General features: G+C 32.3%; 19 protein-coding genes. 7 read left to right on the top strand and 12 right to left on the bottom strand.

Annotated features, from left to right (window positions below; translation table 11 throughout):
* Nucleotides 1-91: 91 nt before the first annotated feature.
* From H526_RS0125060 to H526_RS0125025, 8 genes are all read right to left on the bottom strand, one after another.
* Nucleotides 92-613 (bottom strand): hypothetical protein, encoded by a 522-nt coding sequence (locus H526_RS0125060; protein ID WP_027395470.1) that lies wholly within the window; start codon nucleotides 611-613, stop codon nucleotides 92-94.
* Between the two features lie 49 nt (nucleotides 614-662).
* The gene (locus tag H526_RS0125055; RefSeq protein WP_027395469.1) at nucleotides 663-1,826 is read right to left on the bottom strand and encodes a sigma-54-dependent transcriptional regulator; all 1,164 of its coding nucleotides are present in this window, start codon (nucleotides 1,824-1,826) and stop codon (nucleotides 663-665) included.
* Nucleotides 1,826-2,728, bottom strand: a complete 903-nt coding sequence (locus tag H526_RS0125050) for a DUF6268 family outer membrane beta-barrel protein (protein ID WP_035086660.1) — start codon at nucleotides 2,726-2,728, stop codon at nucleotides 1,826-1,828. Before H526_RS0125050 ends, H526_RS0125055 begins: the two co-directional genes overlap by 1 nt.
* A 20-nt stretch (nucleotides 2,729-2,748) precedes the next feature.
* Nucleotides 2,749-3,645 carry a mechanosensitive ion channel family protein gene (locus H526_RS0125045; RefSeq protein ID WP_035086658.1) on the bottom strand — a complete coding sequence of 299 codons (897 nt, stop codon included), beginning with the start codon at nucleotides 3,643-3,645 and terminating at the stop codon, nucleotides 2,749-2,751.
* 1 nt (nucleotide 3,646) lies between these two features.
* The gene (locus H526_RS0125040; protein ID WP_027395466.1) at nucleotides 3,647-4,948 is read right to left on the bottom strand and encodes an ABC transporter permease; all 1,302 of its coding nucleotides are present in this window, start codon (nucleotides 4,946-4,948) and stop codon (nucleotides 3,647-3,649) included.
* The gene (locus tag H526_RS0125035) at nucleotides 4,941-5,870 is read right to left on the bottom strand and encodes an ABC transporter ATP-binding protein (protein WP_027395465.1); all 930 of its coding nucleotides are present in this window, start codon (nucleotides 5,868-5,870) and stop codon (nucleotides 4,941-4,943) included. The genes H526_RS0125040 and H526_RS0125035 overlap by 8 nt, the downstream gene beginning before the upstream one ends.
* 340 nt (nucleotides 5,871-6,210) lie before the next feature.
* Nucleotides 6,211-7,329 (bottom strand): molecular chaperone DnaJ, encoded by a 1,119-nt coding sequence (gene dnaJ, locus H526_RS0125030; protein WP_027395464.1) that lies wholly within the window; start codon nucleotides 7,327-7,329, stop codon nucleotides 6,211-6,213.
* Between the two features lie 8 nt (nucleotides 7,330-7,337).
* On the bottom strand, nucleotides 7,338-7,880 hold the full coding sequence (locus tag H526_RS0125025) for a nucleotide exchange factor GrpE (RefSeq protein ID WP_027395463.1): 543 nt from the start codon (nucleotides 7,878-7,880) through the stop codon (nucleotides 7,338-7,340).
* Between the two features lie 162 nt (nucleotides 7,881-8,042).
* On the opposite strand from H526_RS0125025, the gene H526_RS0125020 reads away from it, so the two are divergent.
* Together H526_RS0125020 and H526_RS0125010 are read left to right on the top strand one after the other, a co-directional pair.
* Entirely contained in the window at nucleotides 8,043-8,714 is a 672-nt protein-coding gene (locus H526_RS0125020; protein ID WP_027395462.1) for a YceI family protein, read from the top strand.
* Between the two features lie 313 nt (nucleotides 8,715-9,027).
* Entirely contained in the window at nucleotides 9,028-12,048 is a 3,021-nt protein-coding gene (locus H526_RS0125010; RefSeq protein WP_027395461.1) for a family 31 carbohydrate-binding protein, read from the top strand.
* Nucleotides 12,049-12,112: 64 nt separating this feature from the next.
* Here the strand turns inward: H526_RS0125010 and H526_RS0125005 are convergent, their stop codons facing one another.
* From H526_RS0125005 to H526_RS0124995, 3 genes are all read right to left on the bottom strand, one after another.
* Nucleotides 12,113-13,015, bottom strand: coding sequence for a TIGR01777 family oxidoreductase (locus tag H526_RS0125005; RefSeq protein ID WP_027395460.1), 903 nt, complete (start codon nucleotides 13,013-13,015; stop codon nucleotides 12,113-12,115).
* 108 nt (nucleotides 13,016-13,123) lie between these two features.
* Nucleotides 13,124-13,819: a tRNA (5-methylaminomethyl-2-thiouridine)(34)-methyltransferase MnmC2 gene (mnmC2, locus tag H526_RS0125000; protein ID WP_035086648.1), complete on the bottom strand. Its 696-nt coding sequence runs from the start codon at nucleotides 13,817-13,819 to the stop codon at nucleotides 13,124-13,126.
* On the bottom strand, nucleotides 13,819-14,325 hold the full coding sequence (locus tag H526_RS0124995) for a DUF4920 domain-containing protein (protein ID WP_027395458.1): 507 nt from the start codon (nucleotides 14,323-14,325) through the stop codon (nucleotides 13,819-13,821). Before H526_RS0124995 ends, mnmC2 begins: the two co-directional genes overlap by 1 nt.
* 172 nt (nucleotides 14,326-14,497) lie before the next feature.
* Here H526_RS0124995 and H526_RS0124990 point away from each other — a divergent pair, with 172 nt between their 5' ends.
* Entirely contained in the window at nucleotides 14,498-15,565 is a 1,068-nt protein-coding gene (locus H526_RS0124990) for a branched-chain amino acid aminotransferase (RefSeq protein ID WP_027395457.1), read from the top strand.
* Nucleotides 15,566-15,648: 83 nt separating this feature from the next.
* Here the strand turns inward: H526_RS0124990 and H526_RS0124985 are convergent, their stop codons facing one another.
* A complete protein-coding gene (locus tag H526_RS0124985) occupies nucleotides 15,649-16,035 on the bottom strand; it encodes a pyrophosphohydrolase domain-containing protein (protein ID WP_027395456.1) in 387 nt (128 codons plus the stop codon).
* 411 nt (nucleotides 16,036-16,446) lie between these two features.
* Here H526_RS0124985 and H526_RS0124980 point away from each other — a divergent pair, with 411 nt between their 5' ends.
* The 4 genes from H526_RS0124980 to H526_RS0124965 are packed head-to-tail and all read left to right on the top strand — an operon-like array spanning nucleotide 16,447 to nucleotide 20,627.
* Nucleotides 16,447-17,529 (top strand): papain-like cysteine protease family protein, encoded by a 1,083-nt coding sequence (locus H526_RS0124980; RefSeq protein WP_027395455.1) that lies wholly within the window; start codon nucleotides 16,447-16,449, stop codon nucleotides 17,527-17,529.
* A 23-nt stretch (nucleotides 17,530-17,552) separates the two neighbouring features.
* Nucleotides 17,553-18,134 carry a hypothetical protein gene (locus H526_RS0124975; RefSeq protein WP_027395454.1) on the top strand — a complete coding sequence of 194 codons (582 nt, stop codon included), beginning with the start codon at nucleotides 17,553-17,555 and terminating at the stop codon, nucleotides 18,132-18,134.
* Nucleotides 18,135-18,144: 10 nt separating this feature from the next.
* A complete protein-coding gene (locus H526_RS31275) occupies nucleotides 18,145-20,004 on the top strand; it encodes a sensor histidine kinase (protein ID WP_162144514.1) in 1,860 nt (619 codons plus the stop codon).
* Complete coding sequence (locus H526_RS0124965) at nucleotides 20,001-20,627, top strand: response regulator transcription factor (RefSeq protein ID WP_027395453.1); 627 nt, start codon at nucleotides 20,001-20,003, stop codon at nucleotides 20,625-20,627. Before H526_RS31275 ends, H526_RS0124965 begins: the two co-directional genes overlap by 4 nt.
* Nucleotides 20,628-20,725 lie beyond the last annotated feature (98 nt).

Below are 20,725 nucleotides of genomic sequence, written 5' to 3'. Positions count from 1 at the left end.
CAAGATATATTCCTCTCATTCATAATACGATTCTTGAGAAGATATAAAGGTCAAAATAAAGAGTAACTTTTACCACAATAAAACAACATCATTATCGTGCATCAAAGTCATAACTAAATCCAATAAGAAACGTATGATATTGTTTCCCAAGGCTTTTTAAATTAAATTCGGCAAAAATATGAACAGGAACGGCAATTTGATGTAAAGCTCGTAATTTAATTTGAGCTCCATGATTAAAATCTCCACTTCTAAACGCTATTAAAGCATCATCTTCTATCTCTTCAAAAACACTAGAATCGTTTCCTATGTAACCAAACCCTGCAGTTATCGTTGTTGGATACCAATTAAACAAAATTAAATTAACTCCGAGAGCAAGTTCATTGTACCCTTCTATCTCATCGCTTGTTCCAATCGAAAACAAACGATTATATTCTCCCATATAGGTTGTATAGCAATTTGGAGCGTATTCTATTCTTACTCCCAGCCCAACTTCTTCTATCGAACTAAAACTTTTAATAGCAACTACCCCATAATTTATTGCACTTGGTTCATACTGCGCATTCAATACAGATGAAAGGCAAGCTAATATAATTACAAACAGTATTCTCTTCATTTTTGGGGTCAATATATTTTAGGGGTAAGTCGCAAGATAATGATTCTTCTTACTTCGCAGCAAAAAGTTTAACATCCTCCTCGCTAACTTCCTTTCCACCAAGTATTATAAGACGTTCCACAACATTACGTAATTCTCTAATATTACCGGTCCAATCATATTGCTGTAATTGCTTAACTGCTTTATCCGAAAAAGTCTTAGCAGGAGATCCTTGTTCATTAGAAATTTTCTTTGTGAAGTAATCTACTAATAAAGGAATATCTTCTCTACGGTCGTTTAATGCTGGTACTTTTATTAGGATCACCGCTAATCGATGATATAAATCCTCTCTAAATTTATTGTCTGCAATTTCCTTTTTAAGATCCTTATTTGTTGCAGCTACCACTCGTACATCTACTTTAATATCTTTATCACTACCAACTCGCTGTATTTTATTTTCTTGTAAAGCTCTAAGTACTTTGGCCTGTGCAGAAAGACTCATATCTCCAATTTCATCTAGAAATATAGTTCCGCCATTTGCTGCCTCAAATTTACCTGCACGATCTTTATTAGCAGAGGTGAATGCTCCTTTTACATGACCAAAAAGCTCACTTTCGATTAATTCACCCGGAATAGCAGCACAATTCACTTCTATCATTTGACCTTTAGATCGTTCACTTTTTTGATGTATCCAATGTGCTACCAATTCTTTACCAGTACCATTTGGACCTGTTATAAGAACTCTTGCATCCGTCGTTGCCACTTTTTCGATAATATTCTTTATATCAGAAATAGCTGTGGACTCACCGATCATTTCATAATTTTTAGAGACCTTCTTTTTAAGCATTTTGTTTTCGACAACTAATTCTTTTCTGTCTAAAGCATTACGAACAGTATTTAGTAATCGATTAAGATCTGGTGGTTTAGAAATATAATCAAAAGCCCCTAATCTCATGGTATTTACAGCTGTATCTAAATCACCATGACCCGAAATCATAACCATAGGAACTTCTGGTTTTATTTTCTTTACGGCTTCTAATACTTCTACCCCATCCATTTTAGGCATTTTGATATCACATAGTACTAAATCGAAATCCTCATTCTTGATTTTTTCAATTCCAACTAATCCGTCTTCTGCCTCAAAAACTTCATATTTATCACTTTCCTCTGATAATATCTTAACGAGCACTCTTCTGATTGCCGCTTCATCCTCTATTACTAATATTTTTGCCATTATAATTTTAATTTAATTCCACCTCTCAGATAAAATGTATTTCTATCATTGAGAATTAAAACATTTTCTTGATTCTTATCTCGCAAGCGAATTTCATTACTTAAAGTATATCCACCATATGCAAATAACAATAAGTGTTCCGTAAAATAGTATTCATACCCCAAAGCACTATTAATTAATAACATTGAAGCGTTTTCTGCAGTTTTAGTCTCGCCATTTTCATCGACAAACACCCTATTATTCTGTATGTTACCATAAAATCGATCTAGCCCTATAAATGCTTGTAAAGTATTGGTCTCATTAAAAAAATACTTTATACTTGTTTTTGGTGTTCCTATAGAATATGACCAACTTGGATGAAATCGTTTAGAATAATTAATTATAGGCAACGGAAAGTTAATACTGGCTGGTGCAGCATATCGCAATCCCAACACTAATCTTGCAGATTTTGGAGATGTCTTCTTTCCATAACTTTTTACAAAGTAAACCGATCCTACATATCTAAAATCATCTCCGTCTATTCCAGAACCTTCAAGATTAGAGGAAAGACGTGCCCCCAGTTTAGCCCCGAATCTCCAATTATTCTTCATTTTATAGGTATATCCTAATTCAAAACCTATCGTATGAAATTCTTGAAGACCATCTTTATCAACGATTATAGAATCATCATTTAACAATAAGTTATTTAATCTATACTGAAATGACATCACCAAATAAGTTCCCTTGTCATCCATCTTAATTGGATAGTTTCCAGAAATTCTTAAACTATTATATTCATTATCACTATTAGCTTGCGGAATATACGCGTACTCTACCCTAGCTAAATTAGTATCCTGTGATCTTACCGTATTAATAATACAGCAAAGAGTAATACAAATTATTAGTAAGGTTCTATTATTCATTTTTATATCTAGGGGCTATACTACTGTTTGGGGTTTAAGATAGTAACTTCTCGCTGAGGGAACGGAATATTTATCTTATTCTCCCTAAATAAACGATCAATTTCAAATCTTATTTCACTTTTTGGAATACTGGCCTGAAAGCTATCATTCATGGTAAAAATAAGTTTGAAATTTAAAGAGCTATCACCAAAGTTAGTAAACAATACTAGTGGTTCTGGAGTTTTCAGAATTTTGTCATTATCGTTTGCTATTTTTATAAGCAATTGCTTTACTAAATTTATATCACTACCATATGCTACTCCAATCTCTATGGATTCTCTTGTTATTGATCCATTCTGGGTCCAATTATATAATGTTGACGTAAGATACTTATGATTAGGGATAACTAACACTTTATTATCTATGGTAACTGCCCTAGTAGTCCTTAATTTAATTTCTTCCACCCTACCTACTTTACCGTCTAATTCAATAATATCCCCTACGTGAACCGTCTGATCAATTAGTATAAAAATCCCAGAGATAACATCCTGAATTAATGTTTGTAATGCCAAACCTACACCTACCAAAAGTGCAGCCGAGGCAGCAAAAATAGCTGTAATATTAAACCCTATACTATCTAAGGCTATAAGAATAACAATTATATAGATAAAATACTTTGAAAAAGAAAAAACAGATTCAAATTTTAGTTTATCCTCCTTTTGTAATTTTCTTGTAACGATTCGTCGAATAAACTTTAGTGATATCGTAGTAATAATGAGAATAAATATCACGAATAACAGAAGACCCACAGTAAGTATAATAGAATGATCATCTGGACCGAAATGAAATATTTCGTAATCTAAAAACTTCTTGATATTACCCCATACATCTTCTTGGATTACCTCTTTAACCTGCTCTGTTATTTCTTCCTGAATCATATTAATACTTCAACCATTTAAACAACTCCTTATAACTAGGTTTTTTACCGTACATCAAGATACCTATTCTATAAATTTTACCTGCAAACCATACCATAAAAATAATACTCCCTATAAGTAATGCAATAGAAATTAGAATTTCCCACCAAGGAACTCCAAAAGGTATACGCATAAGCATCACTATCGGAGAAGTAAGAGGAATCATAGAAAACACCGTAGATACTGTTCCGTGTGGATTCTCAATTACTGCAAAAAAACCAACATAAATCCCTAACATTAAAGGTAATATAATTGGCAACATAAACTGCTGAGAATCTGTTTCACTATCTACTGCTGCTCCAATAGCAGCATATATCGAACTATACAAAAAATAACCTCCTATAAAATATACAAAAAAGGACGACACCAATGTTAATAAAGGAAGTTTTAGAATATCCTGTACCAAAAGCTGAATTTCTTGTTGATTATTTTCTTGTAACGCGATCGAGGGATCAACTCCTACCGGTTGCGGATCTATTCCAAATACAGAGGTAGCAACTAATAGAAGAACTCCTCCTAAAATTACCCAAATAAAAAACTGTAAAATACCAGCAAAGGATGTCCCTAGAATCTTACCCATCATTAACTGCATTGGTTTTACAGAAGAAATTATAATCTCTATAATACGATTCGTTTTTTCTTCTATAACAGATCGCATCACCATATTACCATAGATGATGATAAACATCATTAACAGATAACCTGCAAAACCTCCAAATGCCATTTTTACATAATTAGACATTTTAGAAGTTTTCTCTCCAGAAAAATTCTCTATTTGAATATTTATTCTGGCTTTAGAACTCTCTATCGCTTCTAAATTTAGACCTTCTGCTTTATAATTCTGTTTTGTTAGCTTATTAGCTATAATTCTCTCAATCTTATTTAATATTGAAAAATTAGGAGATTCTTCTGCATAAAACTGTATGGATTCCGCAAGCTCTTTATTGGTAGATTTATTTGGGATATATAATAAACCATACAACTTTTGCGATATTACAGAGTCTTTTGCAGTTTCTAAATCAAAGCTACTATAATCTATATATTTTACCTCATCTGTATCTTTAAGATCTGCAGCAAACGACTTTGTTTCATCTACGTAAGCTACCTTCTTAACTTCGTCATTATTAAGAGTCGTTAACCAGGCGATCAATGCAATCATCCCCACTACGATTAAAGGACTCAGAAAAGTCATTACAACAAAAGTTCTATTGCGAACACGAGATATAAATTCTCTCTTTATAATTAACTGTAAATTACTACTCATTTTCGGTGATGGTTTTAATGAATATTTCGTTTACACTTGGTATTACCTCGTTAAACCTAACAACTTGCCCTTTCTCAGACAAATACTTTAATAAATCATTTGAAGTAGTATTGGTATCCAAAGAAATTTTTAACTTCAATTGGTCTTCTATAGTTTTAAAATCTGCAGGCTCCGTTACAAATCTGGCTTGTAAATCTTTCTGTAATTCTACTTTATTATCAGATAGTAGTCCAACTTCAAAAGTATTTGACTTATATTCTTTTTTAATATCAGATACCTTTCCTTCCAGTATTTTATTTGACTTATTTATTAAAGCAATATGATCACATAACTCCTCTACACTCTCCATACGATGTGTTGAGAAAATTACCGTAGCGCCTTCATCTCGCAATTGAAGTATTTCATCTTTAATCACATTGGCATTTATTGGATCAAACCCACTAAAGGGTTCATCAAATATCAATAATTTAGGCCTATGTAGTACAGTAACAATAAATTGAACTTTTTGAGCCATTCCTTTAGACAGCTCTTGTATTTTTTTATCCCACCAATGCGAAATATCAAATTTATCAAACCAATATTTAAGACGCTCTTTAGCATCTTTTTTACTTAACCCTTTTAATTGAGCAAGGTATAATGCTTGCTCTCCTACTTTCATAGATTTATACAAACCTCTTTCTTCGGGTAAATAACCAATATCTTTTACATGATGTGGTTGCAATGGTTCTCCATCAAGAAATACACTTCCAGTATCTGGTAATGTAATTTGATTAATGATTCTTATCAAAGTAGTTTTACCAGCTCCGTTAGGACCCAATAAACCAAAAATACTTCCTTTAGGTACTTTTATAGAAACATCATTTAATGCAATAAAATCGCCAAATTGTTTCGATGCCTGTTGTACCTCTAAAAGATTAGTCATAAAAAGGTATGGTTTATTAAAAAATTAAAAACAATGCTAATTAAGTCAAAATATTAATGAAATGAAATAAATAACGAATTTAAACTGATCATTCAATAGTAAGATTGAAGTTACACATCAGATATGTTCTAAATATAGGATCTAGATTGGTCTAGAAAATTTAGTGTTTATAAAAAAACAAAACCCACCCTAAATACAAGTATTAAGGATGGGAAAAAAATTGCTATGAAAAAGAAAAATTATCACTAAATGCGCTAGTGATGTTTCAAATATACGAATTTTTATTAAACAAAAATTAGCATTCAAGAATGATTCTGGTTATATTTTATCATTCTTATTTTTATGAAAACATATCTTTAACTTTTTCAAAAAATGATTTGTCTTTACTATCAGGGCTAGGTTTAAAATGATCATCCTGCGCCATTCTTTCAAAAAACTCTCGTTGTTCTTTATTCAATGTTTTTGGAGTCCATACATTCACGTGCACTAAAAGATCTCCTTTTCCGTAACCATTGATACTAGGAATTCCTTTACCACGTAATCTTAATATTTTACCACTTTGCACCCCTTCTTCTATTTTAATACGAACTTTACCAGATACCGTATCAATCTCTCTAGATGCTCCTAAAGCGGCCTCAGAAAAACTAATATAAAGGTCATAATGTAAGTTATCTCCTTCGCGTTGTAATTCTGAATGATCTAATTCTTCTATTGCAACTAAAAGATCTCCAGCAACACCATTACCTGGTGCCTCATTTCCTTTTCCAGAAACTTTAAGTTGCATACCATCTTCTACTCCAGCTGGTATTTTTATACTTACAGTTTCTTCAGAAACTTTTAGTCCTTGTCCATCTGCATCCGAAGGTTTTTTATCTATAACTTGTCCAGCTCCTCCACAAGTAGAACAAGTAGTAGAGGTTTGCATTCTACCCAAAATTGTATTGGTAATACGAGTCATTTGCCCACTACCATTACAGGTACTACACGTTTTATATGTAGTCCCAGGTGCTTGAATTTTTCGTTTTACTTTAATCTTCTTCTCTACACCGTTAGCGATTTCCTCTAATGTAAGTTTTACTCGGATACGGAGATTACTACCTTTTACGCGACGTTGTCTTCCTCCGCCGCCAAAACCACCACCGAAACCGCCACCACCAAAGATGTCTCCAAACTGACTAAATATGTCATCCATATTCATTCCGCCACCGCCGAAACCACCGCCGAAACCACCACCACCTTCAAAGGCCTGATGTCCGTATTGATCGTAACGTGCTTTCTTATCTGGGTCACTTAAGACCTCATACGCTTCTGCAGCTTTTTTAAACTTTTCTTCTGCTGTAGCATCTCCTGGGTTTTTATCCGGATGGTATTCTATCGCTTTTTTACGATATGCCTTTTTAATTTCAGCTTCAGTAGCACCTTTACTAATACCTAAAATATCATAAAAATCTTCTTTCATCATTTATCTTATTGTCCGGTTACTACCTTAGGAAAACGAATTACCTTATCTCCTAATTTATATCCTTTTTCTATAACGTCTACGATTTTACCCTTTAATTCATCTGTTGGGGCAGGTATTTGTGTAATTGCTTCGTGATCATCCGCATTAAAAGCATCTCCAGCAGCTACCTCAACTTCTGACAAACCTTTCCCTTTAAGAGCTTCCTTCAATTTATTATGGATTAACTCCACCCCTTTTAACACATCTTTATCAGCAGACTTTTCAATCTCTTTCATAGCACGATCAAAATCATCCAAAACAGGTAACATAGATTGCATTACATCCTGACCAGCTGTCTTAAATAATTCTATACGTTCCTTTGAAGTACGTTTTTTATAATTTTCAAATTCTGCAAAAAGCCTCAAGAATTTATCTTTCTCCTTTTCCAGATCTTCTTTTAATTGTGTTTCAACATCTACTTCCTCTACTTCAGTATCTTCAACAGTAGTATCAAGTACTTCTTCTACTTGATCTTTTATATCTTCTGTATTTTTATTTTTCTTACTCATGTAACTAGTACCTTTTATAAGTTTCTTTTTTTTGGAGATGCAAAAGTACTGCCATTTTTGAATAAATGTCATAATGTCACAGGAATATTTTAGTATATATTTAAGAGTATTCATTTTCTAAAAAAATAATTTTGAAAATTCAAACTATAAACTAACGTTATTATGAAAACCAAATTGATTAACCTATTTGCTGTGACTGCAATTATTGTAGCGGCAACTTCTTGTAAAGGTGAGAAAAAAAATGAAACAGAAGCTACTGCAGCTGAAGAAGTAGTAGAAGCACCAGTAGAAGCAATTACATACGTAGTAGACAACGCGGCAAGCACTATAGATTGGGTTGGAAAAAAGCCAACAGAAAATCATACAGGAACCATCAATATCGCAGATGGTAAGGTAAAAACACAGGATGGTAAAATCCAAAGCGGATCATTCGTAATTGATATGACATCAATTAACGTAACTGACTTAGAAGGTAAGCAAAAAGCAGGATTAGAAGGTCATCTTAAAGGAGAAGGAGAAGGTAAAGAAGATCATTTCTTCAATGTAGCACAATTTCCAAATGCATCTTTTGAAGTAACTGGTGTTTCTGAAAAAGAAGGAAAAACTGTTATTGATGGTAATCTTACTATTAAAGGAATTAAGAAAAATATTTCTTTCCCAGCATCAACTTCTGTAGAAGGAAATACTATGACATTAAACAGTGAAGTTTTTACTATCAATCGCACAGATTGGGGTGTAAATTATGGATCTAAATCAGTATTTGAAAATTTAGGTGACAAGTTCATTTTAGATGATATCGAGTTAAAAGTTAGCTTAAAAGCGACCAAAGCTTAATCCAAAAAGATTTTATAAAATAAAAAAGTCCAACATTCTAAATGTTGGACTTTTTTTATGTTTTCCAATATTACTTTATTCAAAAAAACTTGACAAAAAAAGAGTTTCCAATTTAGTCTTTTAATTACATCTTTTTCCTCGAACCTACACGGAAATGAGTTAAGAAAAACCAAATAATCATAATAAAAAAACAAAAAACAATGTTTTGCGTGGTAGCACCGTAGCTATACGTCATAAATAAATGGTGTGTTCCATATTATTATACACTTTACGTTAGTTAGTTTTAAAATCTTAAAACTTAAAACTAAACGTAATGAGAGAACAAATTAAACTTACGATACTATTCCTCATAGTATGTCAAACAATTTTTAGTCAATCCTCAGACCCTGGTCTAAATGGAGAAGGCATGAATAGAATGGGGTTTATCCATCGATATGAGAATTGGATATACCCTAATAACATATTGTCAGAATGGAAAAAAAATCGAGGAGATCTGAACCCAAGTTCTGCATCAGGTTTATTATCCAACCCATATCGAAATGATGGAACTAGTTTAAGTTATGGAATTACAATACCTAACAATTTCAATGGAAAAATTCCTGTTTTCACAGAAGGAAACTGGTGGCCCACTATCGGCAACAACCAAGGCGCTCCACTAACATATGGAGACTTAGAGACAGATACTGGAGCTACGTTCCAAAACGGACAAATAGTAAACAACCCTAATATCACTAGAAGAGGAATAGATCGCGTAAAGATTGTAAACAATACTCCTTATAGCTATTTAGTTTCTTCTGGAACTTTTCCCGGTAATGAACAACCTGGGCAAGTAATGACTGTAATTCCAGCTAATGGAGAAGCTCAGTTACCGATTCCCCCAAAAGATTGGTGGGGATTCAATTTTAACGGTCAATTTATACATGCTGTCCCTGAAGTATATTCCTCTGTAGCTGGTCTTAATCCCCTAGATGCTCCAGGATGGAAACATTCTTCTTGGTCCCCGAGATATTCTGGAGGAGAACAAGCTAGAGACTTTGGTACCGGCGGATTTGCGTATACTTTTGGCTCTTTATTCGGAAGAAATGATGGCAATTTTGATCTTTCCAATGTTCTTTTTGCCGGTTTTCATACTAACGAAGGATATGATCCTTTAATATCCGGAGATCCTGGATACGGATGTGCTTTTTATATTAATGGAGAAATACAAGCGGTAATGAACATAAGTCTAACAGGAACCCATACCGCGCAAGCTATTTTAGTAGCACAAACAAGACATAATCCTGCTCCAGAACAATCCGCATTTGGATCTGGGTTTTCTCACCTTAAGTCTATTATTGGAGTTCAACCCGGGCAAACAGCAGAATTACATTATATCTCTCATGAAGAGGCACTGAAACTCATCAATACTTACTCATCTAATGGTAGTTGGAAACGGATAGAAAAAAACTACCAATCTAATACACAAGCAAATGTACAAAACGTCCCGCTCCCAGGTATCATACCTGGTAATGGAGACTCAACCCCTACTTGTAATGACAACCAACAAAACGGAGATGAAACCGGTGTAGATTGTGGAGGTAGTTGTGATCCTTGTGAAACAACTTCTACTTGCTCTGACAACCAACAAAATGGAGATGAAACCGGAATAGATTGCGGAGGTAGTTGTAGTCCATGCGACACTAATTCAATTAATTACATTACTGGGAAATTTGTTATTGATGGCCCGGGTACTTTACTTGCTATTGGTCAAGATGTAACTAGTATTGATAATTTCTCTTCATCCACAAATACCATCCCAGCTGCCACATCTGGTTACACTAGCATTAATAACGTTGAAGCCATTGATATAGAAGCCTCTTATGGAACAGGCCCACAGCACTTAGCAAGTCTAGCTAGTAAATATCCTAATAGTGGTCTCGTAGTAGCTGTATATCTAGTAGACCATTTACAAAACTTTAATAGCGGTAATCTTGATAATGAAATGGATTCACTTATTGACAAGTTAATAGCTTTAGACAGACCAATTTATTTAAGATGGGGATATGAATTTGATGGACCTCATAATCACTATGATCCAAATCAATTTGTAACAGCTTGGAGAAAAATGTATAATAGGATTCAATCTAAGAATGCCGATAATAATATTGCCATGGTATGGCATTCTGGTGCTTTTTGCGGATCAACTTACAACAATAACCCTATATCTTCTTGGTATCCTGGTAAATCATATGTAGATCTAATGGGGATTTCTGTTTTCACTCCACAAGATTGCAATTATAGAGCTCAAGACACATTATTAGATTTTGCTAGACAAGAAGGAAAACCTGTAATAATTGCGGAAGCTACACCGCAAGGATATGATGTCAGCGATAATACTATCGCCCCTGTATTTGGAAATAATGTAGGAGTCAAAACACAAAAAACTGCACAACAAATATGGGATGAATGGTATCAACCTTTTTTCAACTATATCGATAAAAACAAAGATGTTATTCGATTAGCAACCTATATTAATGCAGATTGGGATTCGCAAGGATTCTGGGATGCTCCATATCAAATGGGATACTGGGGGGACTCTAGAGTTCAAGCTAATAATCTTATCGCATCTAACTGGAATCAAAATATCAATTCTTCTAATTGGATCAAAGCATCAGATGAACTTTTTGACCTTATTGGTTATACATCTGATAATACAGACAACACAACAACTTGTAATGATAATCAGCAAAATGGAGACGAAACAGGAATAGACTGCGGTGGTAGTTGTTCTCCTTGCGAAACGGACGGAGATAATGATTCTAGTATCTGTGGTGAGTTTGGAATGTCTTATATAAATGACAATACGGCGAGAGTATATCATAAAGATAATGGTTATCAAAGTAACATTTATATGTGCGTAGATAACAGTTGCTATCCACCGTCTTTAGAAAATGGGTATTATTATTTTGATTTTAGTTCATCCACAACCTATACGTTTGTAACTATGAATCTTGGTCAAAATTATACGATAAAATTCCAAGCGGATTATACAGATATAGCTGAAAAATCCGTGACATTTAACACTGAAAATTGCACATTTAACAGCAGTAGAGAAAACCCAATTATCACTAAAAATGATAACGGTAGCTTAATAATTTTCCCAAACCCTTCAGAAGATTATATTGAACTAGAAGGTCCTGAAATATTGTTAGAAACTCGCTATCAAATATATACTTTAGATGGTAAGGAAATAAAATCAGGAAAAGGAAAATTAATTAATATTTCAACTCTCAAAAAAGGAATATTTATATTAAAAACTGACAAAAAAGAATATAAATTATTTACAAAAAAATAAAACAATCATCTACGATAAAAAGGTCTTGTTTTGCATAAACGAGACCTTTTATTTCAAAATTTCATTAAACTAGATCTTCAACTGCTTGAGTAATATTTTCATATTTAAATTGAAAACCTGTTTTTAAAATTTTATCACAACATACTCTTTGACTGCTAAAAAGAAGCATATGCATTTCTCCAAGAACAAGTTTCATAGCAAAACGAGGAATATTGGGTAGTATTATTTTTTTCTCCATTTGGTCAGCTATAACCATTGTTAATTTATGATTAGAAATCGGATTTGGAGCGACGGCATTATATAAACCGTTTAATTCTTCTTGAACCACGTGCATAAACATTTTTGCTAGATCTTCTACATGTATCCAGCTTTGCCATTGCTTTCCATTTCCAAATACGGCTCCCATTCCTTGCTTTATAGGTTTTGCTATTTTAGGAAATGCGCCTCCATTATCAGAAAGAACCAATCCTATCCTTAGTAAACTTACCTCTATATTTAGTGTATCAAACTCTTGGACAGCAGATTCCCATTTTTTTACGACTTCTCCTAAAAAGCCAGTATCCACCTTGTCTGAATCTTCCATATAATAATTCTGAAAAGAATCTGGGTAAATCCCAATCGCACTAGCTGATACAACTTGACGTATCGAATGTTTTATTTTTTTTAATGACTCTAAGATTAGTGAAGTTGTAAGAACACGACTGTCAATAATTTCTTTTTTATAACTGCTCGTCCAACGTTTCGCTACTGTAGCACCCACAAGATGAATAATAACTTCGACGTCTTTAAAACAATCTAAATCAATTTCTCCAGAACTTGGATTCCAATAATATCCTTGATAATTCTTTTCAGATGTCAGTTTATTTTTACTTGTAGTAAGATAATTGACATCAATAGAAGATTGATGACATAACCTTACAATTTCCTGACCAATAAGTCCGGTTGCGCCAGTAATTAAAACTTTCATAATAAAGTAATTTATTGCAAAGTAATACGAGGGTTTAACATAACCTACCGATTTATTATAGGTTTAACACACTAAGAAAACTGTATTTTAATTTTCTAAAATCCATTATCAACCGTTCATTATTTTAGTAGCTCGAAGCATTTCTCTCTTGCCAGGAGGTCCAGGAAGTCTTTCTACAGTAAAACCTACTTCTTGCATCGCACGCCTTACACTTCCCTTTGCAGAATACGTAACTAATACCCCTTGATCTAAAAGTGCATCATACATCTTTTTAAAGATATCTACTTCCCATAAAGTTGGCTGTACTCGAGCTCCAAACGCATCAAAATAAATCAGGTTATAACAAGACTTATCATCAATATCTTCAAAAAACTGTTGTCTCTTGGTAAGAAAAAATGAATCCGTTATAGCTTGTTGATCCCCCCAAGAAGATTGATGAAAATGATCAAAAACAGCTACCTGATCTTGAGCCGATAATTGCTTTAAGTAATTTAGACATTTCACCTCTTCCATCGAAACAGGATACGCCTCTACTCCAACATAATATACTTTTTGAGAAACTTTAAGCGCTTCTAAATATGTTATAAAAGCATTTAAACCGGTACCAAAACCTATTTCTAAAACGTGTAACTCTTGAAATGCTTTTGATTCTAAAACATGATCAAAACCCTTATCTATAAAAACATGTTTTGCCTCATTGATAGCTCCATGTTTAGAATGATAATGCTCATCAAGTTCCGGAAAATGAATAGTAGTAGAACCATCAGAAGTAGTAATAATCTCCCTTTTTAGATTCTTTTTCATTATTGTTTTACTAAAACTCCATCTGCCATAAAAGAATATGTTTTCTTAGGAGCAGTAATTGCTGCTATCTCAGTTTCTGATTTTCCTGCATCAGAAGCTAAATGACGTAATTCTTCCACAGAAGTTTCCGAAACATACGCCTTACCTTGAACAATTATTGTGTCGTTCTCTATATCCTTTGGAACAAAAAAACCATAATCTTTAAATTTCACCATTGTCTCTTGATCATTTCCTAAAGCAACTTTCATCCAACATCCTTTAGCTTTACAAACATCGTTTACTGTACTAGAAAAAGCGATATCAATAGTATCTCCTTCACTAAGATTTTCATATCTCTCTGCTATTGCATCCTTATAAAGAACTGTTTCTGATGAAACTTCTCCTCCAAAATTATCATATTGACTTAGTGTTACATCCGCAATTGAGAAAGATTCTTTTTCTTTTTGAACAGAATTACAAGATACTAGAAATGATAATCCGGCAAAAAATAGTGTGATTTTTTTCATGATACATTATTATTAATGATGTTTAGCAAAATTAAACATTTTTAAAATTCTTAATTTATAAGAAAAGGGTATTTTTGTTTAAAATATTAAATGAGTATATAGATCTATTATTATTTTAGAACTAATACAACAATTAATAAAAACTTTCATAACCCAATAAATTAAGTATCGGATGAGAAATGCAGTTCCGCAAGAGATCGAAATTACCAAGATAAATGAATCAAAAATCAGTCAAGTAGATTTTGAAAACTTAGCTTTTGGTAAAGTTTTTACAGATCATATGTTCATATGTGATTATGTTAATGGCGAATGGCAAACACCAAAGATTGTCCCTTACGGACCTCTAACACTGGATCCATCTGCTCGAGTATTTCATTACGGGCAAGCTGTTTTTGAAGGAATGAAAGCTTATAAAGATGATCAAGGTGATACTTTCTTGTTTAGGCCAGATGAAAACTTTAAACGAATTAACAAGTCTGCTGAGCGATTAGCAATGCCAGAATTTCCCGAAGAGTATTTTTTTGACGGACTAAATACGTTATTAAAACTAGATAATGAATGGATCAAATCTGGTTTTGGTAACTCCTTATATATACGCCCATTTGTAATCGCTACACAACCCAGTGTTTCTGCATCAGAAGCTGATGAATATCGCTTTATGATTATTTGTTCACCTGCACAATCTTATTATAGTGGTGATGTTAGTGTATTAGTTGCAGAAAAATTTAGTCGATCTGCAAGCGGAGGTTTTGGATATGCTAAAGCTGCTGGTAATTATGCGGGGCAATTTTACCCAACCAAACTAGCTAAAGAGCAAGGATATCAACAAATTATCTGGACAGATTCTAACACTCATGAATATGTGGAAGAGGCTGGAACCATGAATGTTTTCTTCAGAATTAATAACACTTTATTAACAGCACCCGTTAGTGATAGAATCTTAGATGGGATTACTCGTAAAAGTTTGATTGCTTTAGCAGAAAAACAAGGATATAATGTAGAGGTACGCCCTATAAAAGTTAGTGAGGTTGTAGATGCTTTTAAAAATGGTAGTCTTAAAGAAATTTTCGGAGCAGGAACTGCGGCAGTAGTAAGTCCAGTAAAAGCATTCGGTTATAAAGGAGAGCATTATGAGCTAGAAAAACAAGAAAATTCATATGCTTCCCATTTTAAGAAAGCTCTTATGGATATTCAGTATAATAAAGCTGAAGATGCTTTTGGATGGAGAACGAAGGTGTAATTACTGAACTAAGATTAACAAATTACGAATTGATATAATCAAAAATGCCTCAAGAGAATTCTTGAGGCATTTCTGATTTATAATTATCGGTCTAAAATCTCCTTGATATTCGGTTTGAAATAATTAGGGCCTTTTAGCACTTTACCATCTTCTCTATATATCGGTTTTCCATCTTCTCCCAATTTACTCATATTACTTCGTTGTATCTCTGCAAACACTTCTTCTATTTTATGTTGCATTCCATGTTCTATAATAGTACCGCATAGAATATAAAGCATATCGCCTAATGCATCCGCCACTTCTACCAAATCATTATTTTGTGCAGCCTCTAGATATTCTTCATTTTCTTCTTTCATTAAATTAAAGCGCAGTGTGTTTTTAGCTTCTCCTAAATCTGCAATAGGCTCATTTTTATATCCTATCTCGAATGCTGTATGAAATTCCTGTACAGCAGCAATTTTATCTTTCATGTATTTCCTCTAATAAGTTATCTTTGCTGTAAAAATAGCATAAATATGTTTAGTACTGGTCAATGGATATTTGCAGGATGTTTTGTAATAGCTTTTATTGTTTTAATGATTATCAGCTACCGAAAAGATCTTAAACTACATCGCAAATACTACAAAGGCAGTATTTTTATTCTCGTTGGTTTTATTATCTTTATTTTACTGCTTTTCGTACTAAAAACGTATTTAAGGCCAGAATAAAAACTATACCCCTAGTTTTCAATTAAATAGTAATTCCTATTACCTAGGATCATTGGATCAGTAGGAAGGTGTTGTTATGGTGTTTTTTTAGATACCTTTAGAAATATACCTTGTATTGGGTATACAAACAACAACTTATTTTAATGAGATTTGGAGTAACTAAATAACCTAAAAATGGAAGATAATTTTTATCGATTTACTGACCTATGCCATGTAAATCAACCTGAGAACTCCTATTGGTGTTGGGCTGCATGTGCTGAAAAAATGATTAAAGGACTTTACTCAAAATCTGAAATAGGCACAAGTAAATGTGAAATTGTTTCATATTACAAAAACCATGTTTTATCTACATATAATAATGATGATCAACTTAATCTTACCAGCTGTTGTAGTGATTCAGGAGAGTTTTTTAATGAATGTAATATTGGATTAAAGGATAAACATTTTATCAAAATCTTCAATAAAGCCGGATTTGAATGCGAAGAATTTTTGGAAACCAATAATCTTAAAAATATTGATTTCATTATCGAAAAACTTGAAGAAAACGACTCTCCAATTGTTTTAAAATTGAATACTTCCATGGCACATATGGTTCTAATTAGTGGTTATGGAAAAACTCCTGAATGCAACTATGTCTTTATTGGAGATCCCTCTCCTGGTATTGGAGAAAAATATGTTCGTTTTGATGTATTCCTAGAAGAATATATTTTGAATTCAAATGTAGCAAAATTTTGGGCATCAAAAGTTAAAAAAGTTGATGTTAATAATAAAAATCTTGCACTGGACCCTAATGTTACCAATGATCTCGAAGAGTTTTCAAAGAGCTTTAATTCTAAAATTGATAAAATAAATAATCTTAAATCAAAATTTAGAGTAAACATTTCCTTTATCAATGAAAATCTCGATACTGAAGAATCATCACTTATTAATGAAAATTATCAAAAAGAATGGAAAGATTTTGACTCATTATCAACTATTTTATGTATTCCAAAAGTACCAACAGGTTTTCATCTAGAATTTGATTTATTAGAAAATATTAGAGAAAAAATAACTCTCGATGAAGAAATTAGTGACTTACATATTATAAACTTCAATGAGTTTTTCACTACTGGAGTTATAAGAGATAATTCTGGTGTTAAAGAAATAAAGCCTATCAACTTTCCTTTAAATTACAAACTCGATAACTCTTGGCAAGAATATGATAAATTTTACTCAGCATTACAAAAACAACCAAAAGGAGTGTTTTTTGAAGACTAAATAACTTTACAAATAATTGAAATATGGCACATGAAAATTTAAAATTCGTAATTCGTTTAGAAGATCGAGATGTTTGGCAACCTGTATTTGGTTCGCAAGATTTTGGTACTTTTTATATGATTTATATTAAGATTAAAAACATCCAAGATATAACTGGTGATGATGGTACTCCATTTTTCTTATACACCTGTGATTTTAAATTACAAAATTATAGAGGTGCAATTACTATGGGACTTTCGGGATCACCGGATATAAAAATTGATAGTACTGCAGTTGAAGGTGTTGATGCTTTTCTAAACATTTCTGTTTCTCCCTTTTACATTAACAATGAAATACTTGATGAAAACATCATTGTTAAACATCCAATACAAGCAGGTATGACATTACAAACTAATTTCACCTTAAATGCACCGCCACAACATCTTTTTGACCCAGCTAATCCTGATAAATCAGTATATTTAAGTCCTTATCGTCTTATAAGAGATGGTGAAGCTTATTCCGAAATATCAACGAGAAAGCTAGGATCTAACGAACCATTTCCTATTCCAAAAGATATTGGATGTGAATTTGGGCCTTGTATTCCTGATAGATCAATCATAAAATAAATCATACGAATTGAAAAAAATTTCACTACTCTTTTTTTTATTCTCCATTTCATTAAATGCTAATGAAATGGAGATATTTTTCAATTACATAAATACTGGAAATTATAATTTAGCTAGAACTTCATTAAATAATCTACCTAATAAAGAGTTAAAAACTGAATTAAATATATTCTTGGATATAGTTCATCTAGGTATTTTTCCTAAAAATTATAAAAAATCAAATTCCAAAAATCCATTTTCTCTTCAAAATAACATTTCAACATTAAATAATGGTTTATATGATTATTTAAAAAAAGGCAATGAAATATCAGCATTTAAAATTTTTAAAAAAAGCTTAGAAATTGCAAAAAAAAGAAATGATAAATTATTAATTCGTGAATCTATTAAATTCATTTTAGAGATCTACGAACGCTTTAATATGATGATTGAAGATACTTCATATAAATATTTTATAAATGAGTGCAAAAAAAACACCACAAACACATTAGATAACCAAATTTGTACATTCTATGAATATCGCATAACACAAAGATACTTTTATAAGACCCCGGAGGAAATAAAAAATTATTATGTAAAAGCAAACAAATTTATTGATAAAAGTAGTCCGGAATTTTTAAAAGCGAAATTAGACCTTACTAATTCAGCTTACCATCAGCTAGTTACAAAAGATATAGATAGTAGCCATATTTATTTAACTAACTCAATAAATATATTAAAGAATTTAGATGGTTATTTTGAAAATGAACGTTTACAAGCTGCCATAATAAATAATGCTGTTTTACAATTTAAAAAAGGGTTGTTACAAAAAAGCGAAATCTCACTTAATAATATTAAAATAAAAAAAGATGGTTACTTATTTAAATTATTAAGGACTTATTTACATTTTTGGAAATATAAATTATATAAAACAAAAGGTGATTCAACAAAAAGCCTTTATTATTATAATAAATATCTTATTAATGAATTAAAAAACAATCAAGCTAAAAACTTACAAATTGTTTCAGAATATGAAACAAAATTTCAAACCGCAGAAAAAGAAAAACAGATCTTAATTGAACAGCAAAAAAAGAAACGAAACCAAAACATAGCTATAGGTTTAGGTGGGTCCCTTTTTCTAGGAAGTGTTATTGCGATTCTTATCTATAGAAACACCAAACGAAAACAACGTATCGCAGAGCAAGAACGGGAGATCGAAATTCAAAAGACAGAAAAACTACTCAAAGAACAAGAACTTACGGCGATTGATGCTATGATTTCTGGACAAGAAAAAGAACGACAACGATTGGCTAATGATCTACATGATAATCTAGGTAGTACACTAGCAACCGTAAAACTGCATTTTGATCACCTGAAAAACAATCGAAATAATCCAAAAGTAGAAAACATAGAAGAGTTATATAGTAAAACAAACAACCTACTAGATGAAGCGTATAAAAAGGTTCGTACTATTGCCCATGAAAAAAACAGTGGTGTTATGGCCAAACAAGGATTATTACCTGCTGTTAGAAACCTTGCAAAAAAAGCTTCTAATGGTAATAGATTACAAATTGAAGTTCAAGATTACGGCCTAAATGAACGATTAGACAATGCATTAGAAATTTCTATCTTTAGAATTATTCAGGAACTTATTACCAATACTATCAAACATGCAGGCGCTTCAGAAATTGGTATTTCTCTTACTAATCACGACTCTTTATTGAATATCATTGTAGAGGACAACGGAAAGGGGTTTAATGCAAAAGTATTACCCGAAAAAGATGGAATGGGATTAAAAAGTATTGAAAAACGTATAGAACATCTAGAAGGAACTTTTGAAATTGATTCTACCATAGGAAAAGGAACTAACATTATTATAAATATACCTATATGATCACAGTAGCCATAGCAGAAGATCACCAATCACTTATCGATGGAATAGATTTACTTCTCAAATACGAAGAAAAAATAAGCATTATCGGCAAGGCAAATGATGGCGAAGAATTGTTAGCTATTGTTAGAAGAAAACAACCCAAAGTAGTACTTATGGATATCCGTATGCCCAAAATTGATGGTATTGCAGCCACTAAAATCATAAAAAAGGAACTACCATACACTAAGATTATTGCTTTCTCTATGTTTGATCAAGAAAATGCTGTGAGACAAATGGTGGCTGCGGGAGCGTCTGGGTATTTATTAAAAAACTCCCCTTTAGAAGAAGTTTTAACTGCTATACAAGAAGTTATGAAAGGTAACACATATTATGACGCTTCTATTGATCCTTCTTTTTTTTCGGAAGAGACAAAACAACAAGTAAAGAAACAGGTGCTTTCTAAAAGTGAACGTGAAATACTAACGCTTATTGGCCAAGGAAAAACCTCATCCGAAATAGCAGCAATTCGCTTCAACTCTGTATCAACTGTAGAAACACATCGTAAAAATATTATACGAAAATTAGGGTTGCAAGGAAAAGGAGAATTGCTTCGATATGCTATTGAAAAAAAATATGATTTTTAAAAGACTAAAGCTTATCCAATACAAATCAAAAATACCCTATTACGGGTATTTTTTTATGCTCATTTCGAAGGTAGATTTGATGTAAACAAAAAATACCA

It is taken from the genome of Aquimarina latercula DSM 2041, from assembly GCF_000430645.1.
GTDB lineage: Bacteria > Bacteroidota > Bacteroidia > Flavobacteriales > Flavobacteriaceae > Aquimarina > Aquimarina latercula.
The sequence above is the reverse complement of the archived record's forward strand: the minus strand, read 5'-3'. Positions and strand labels throughout refer to the sequence as shown.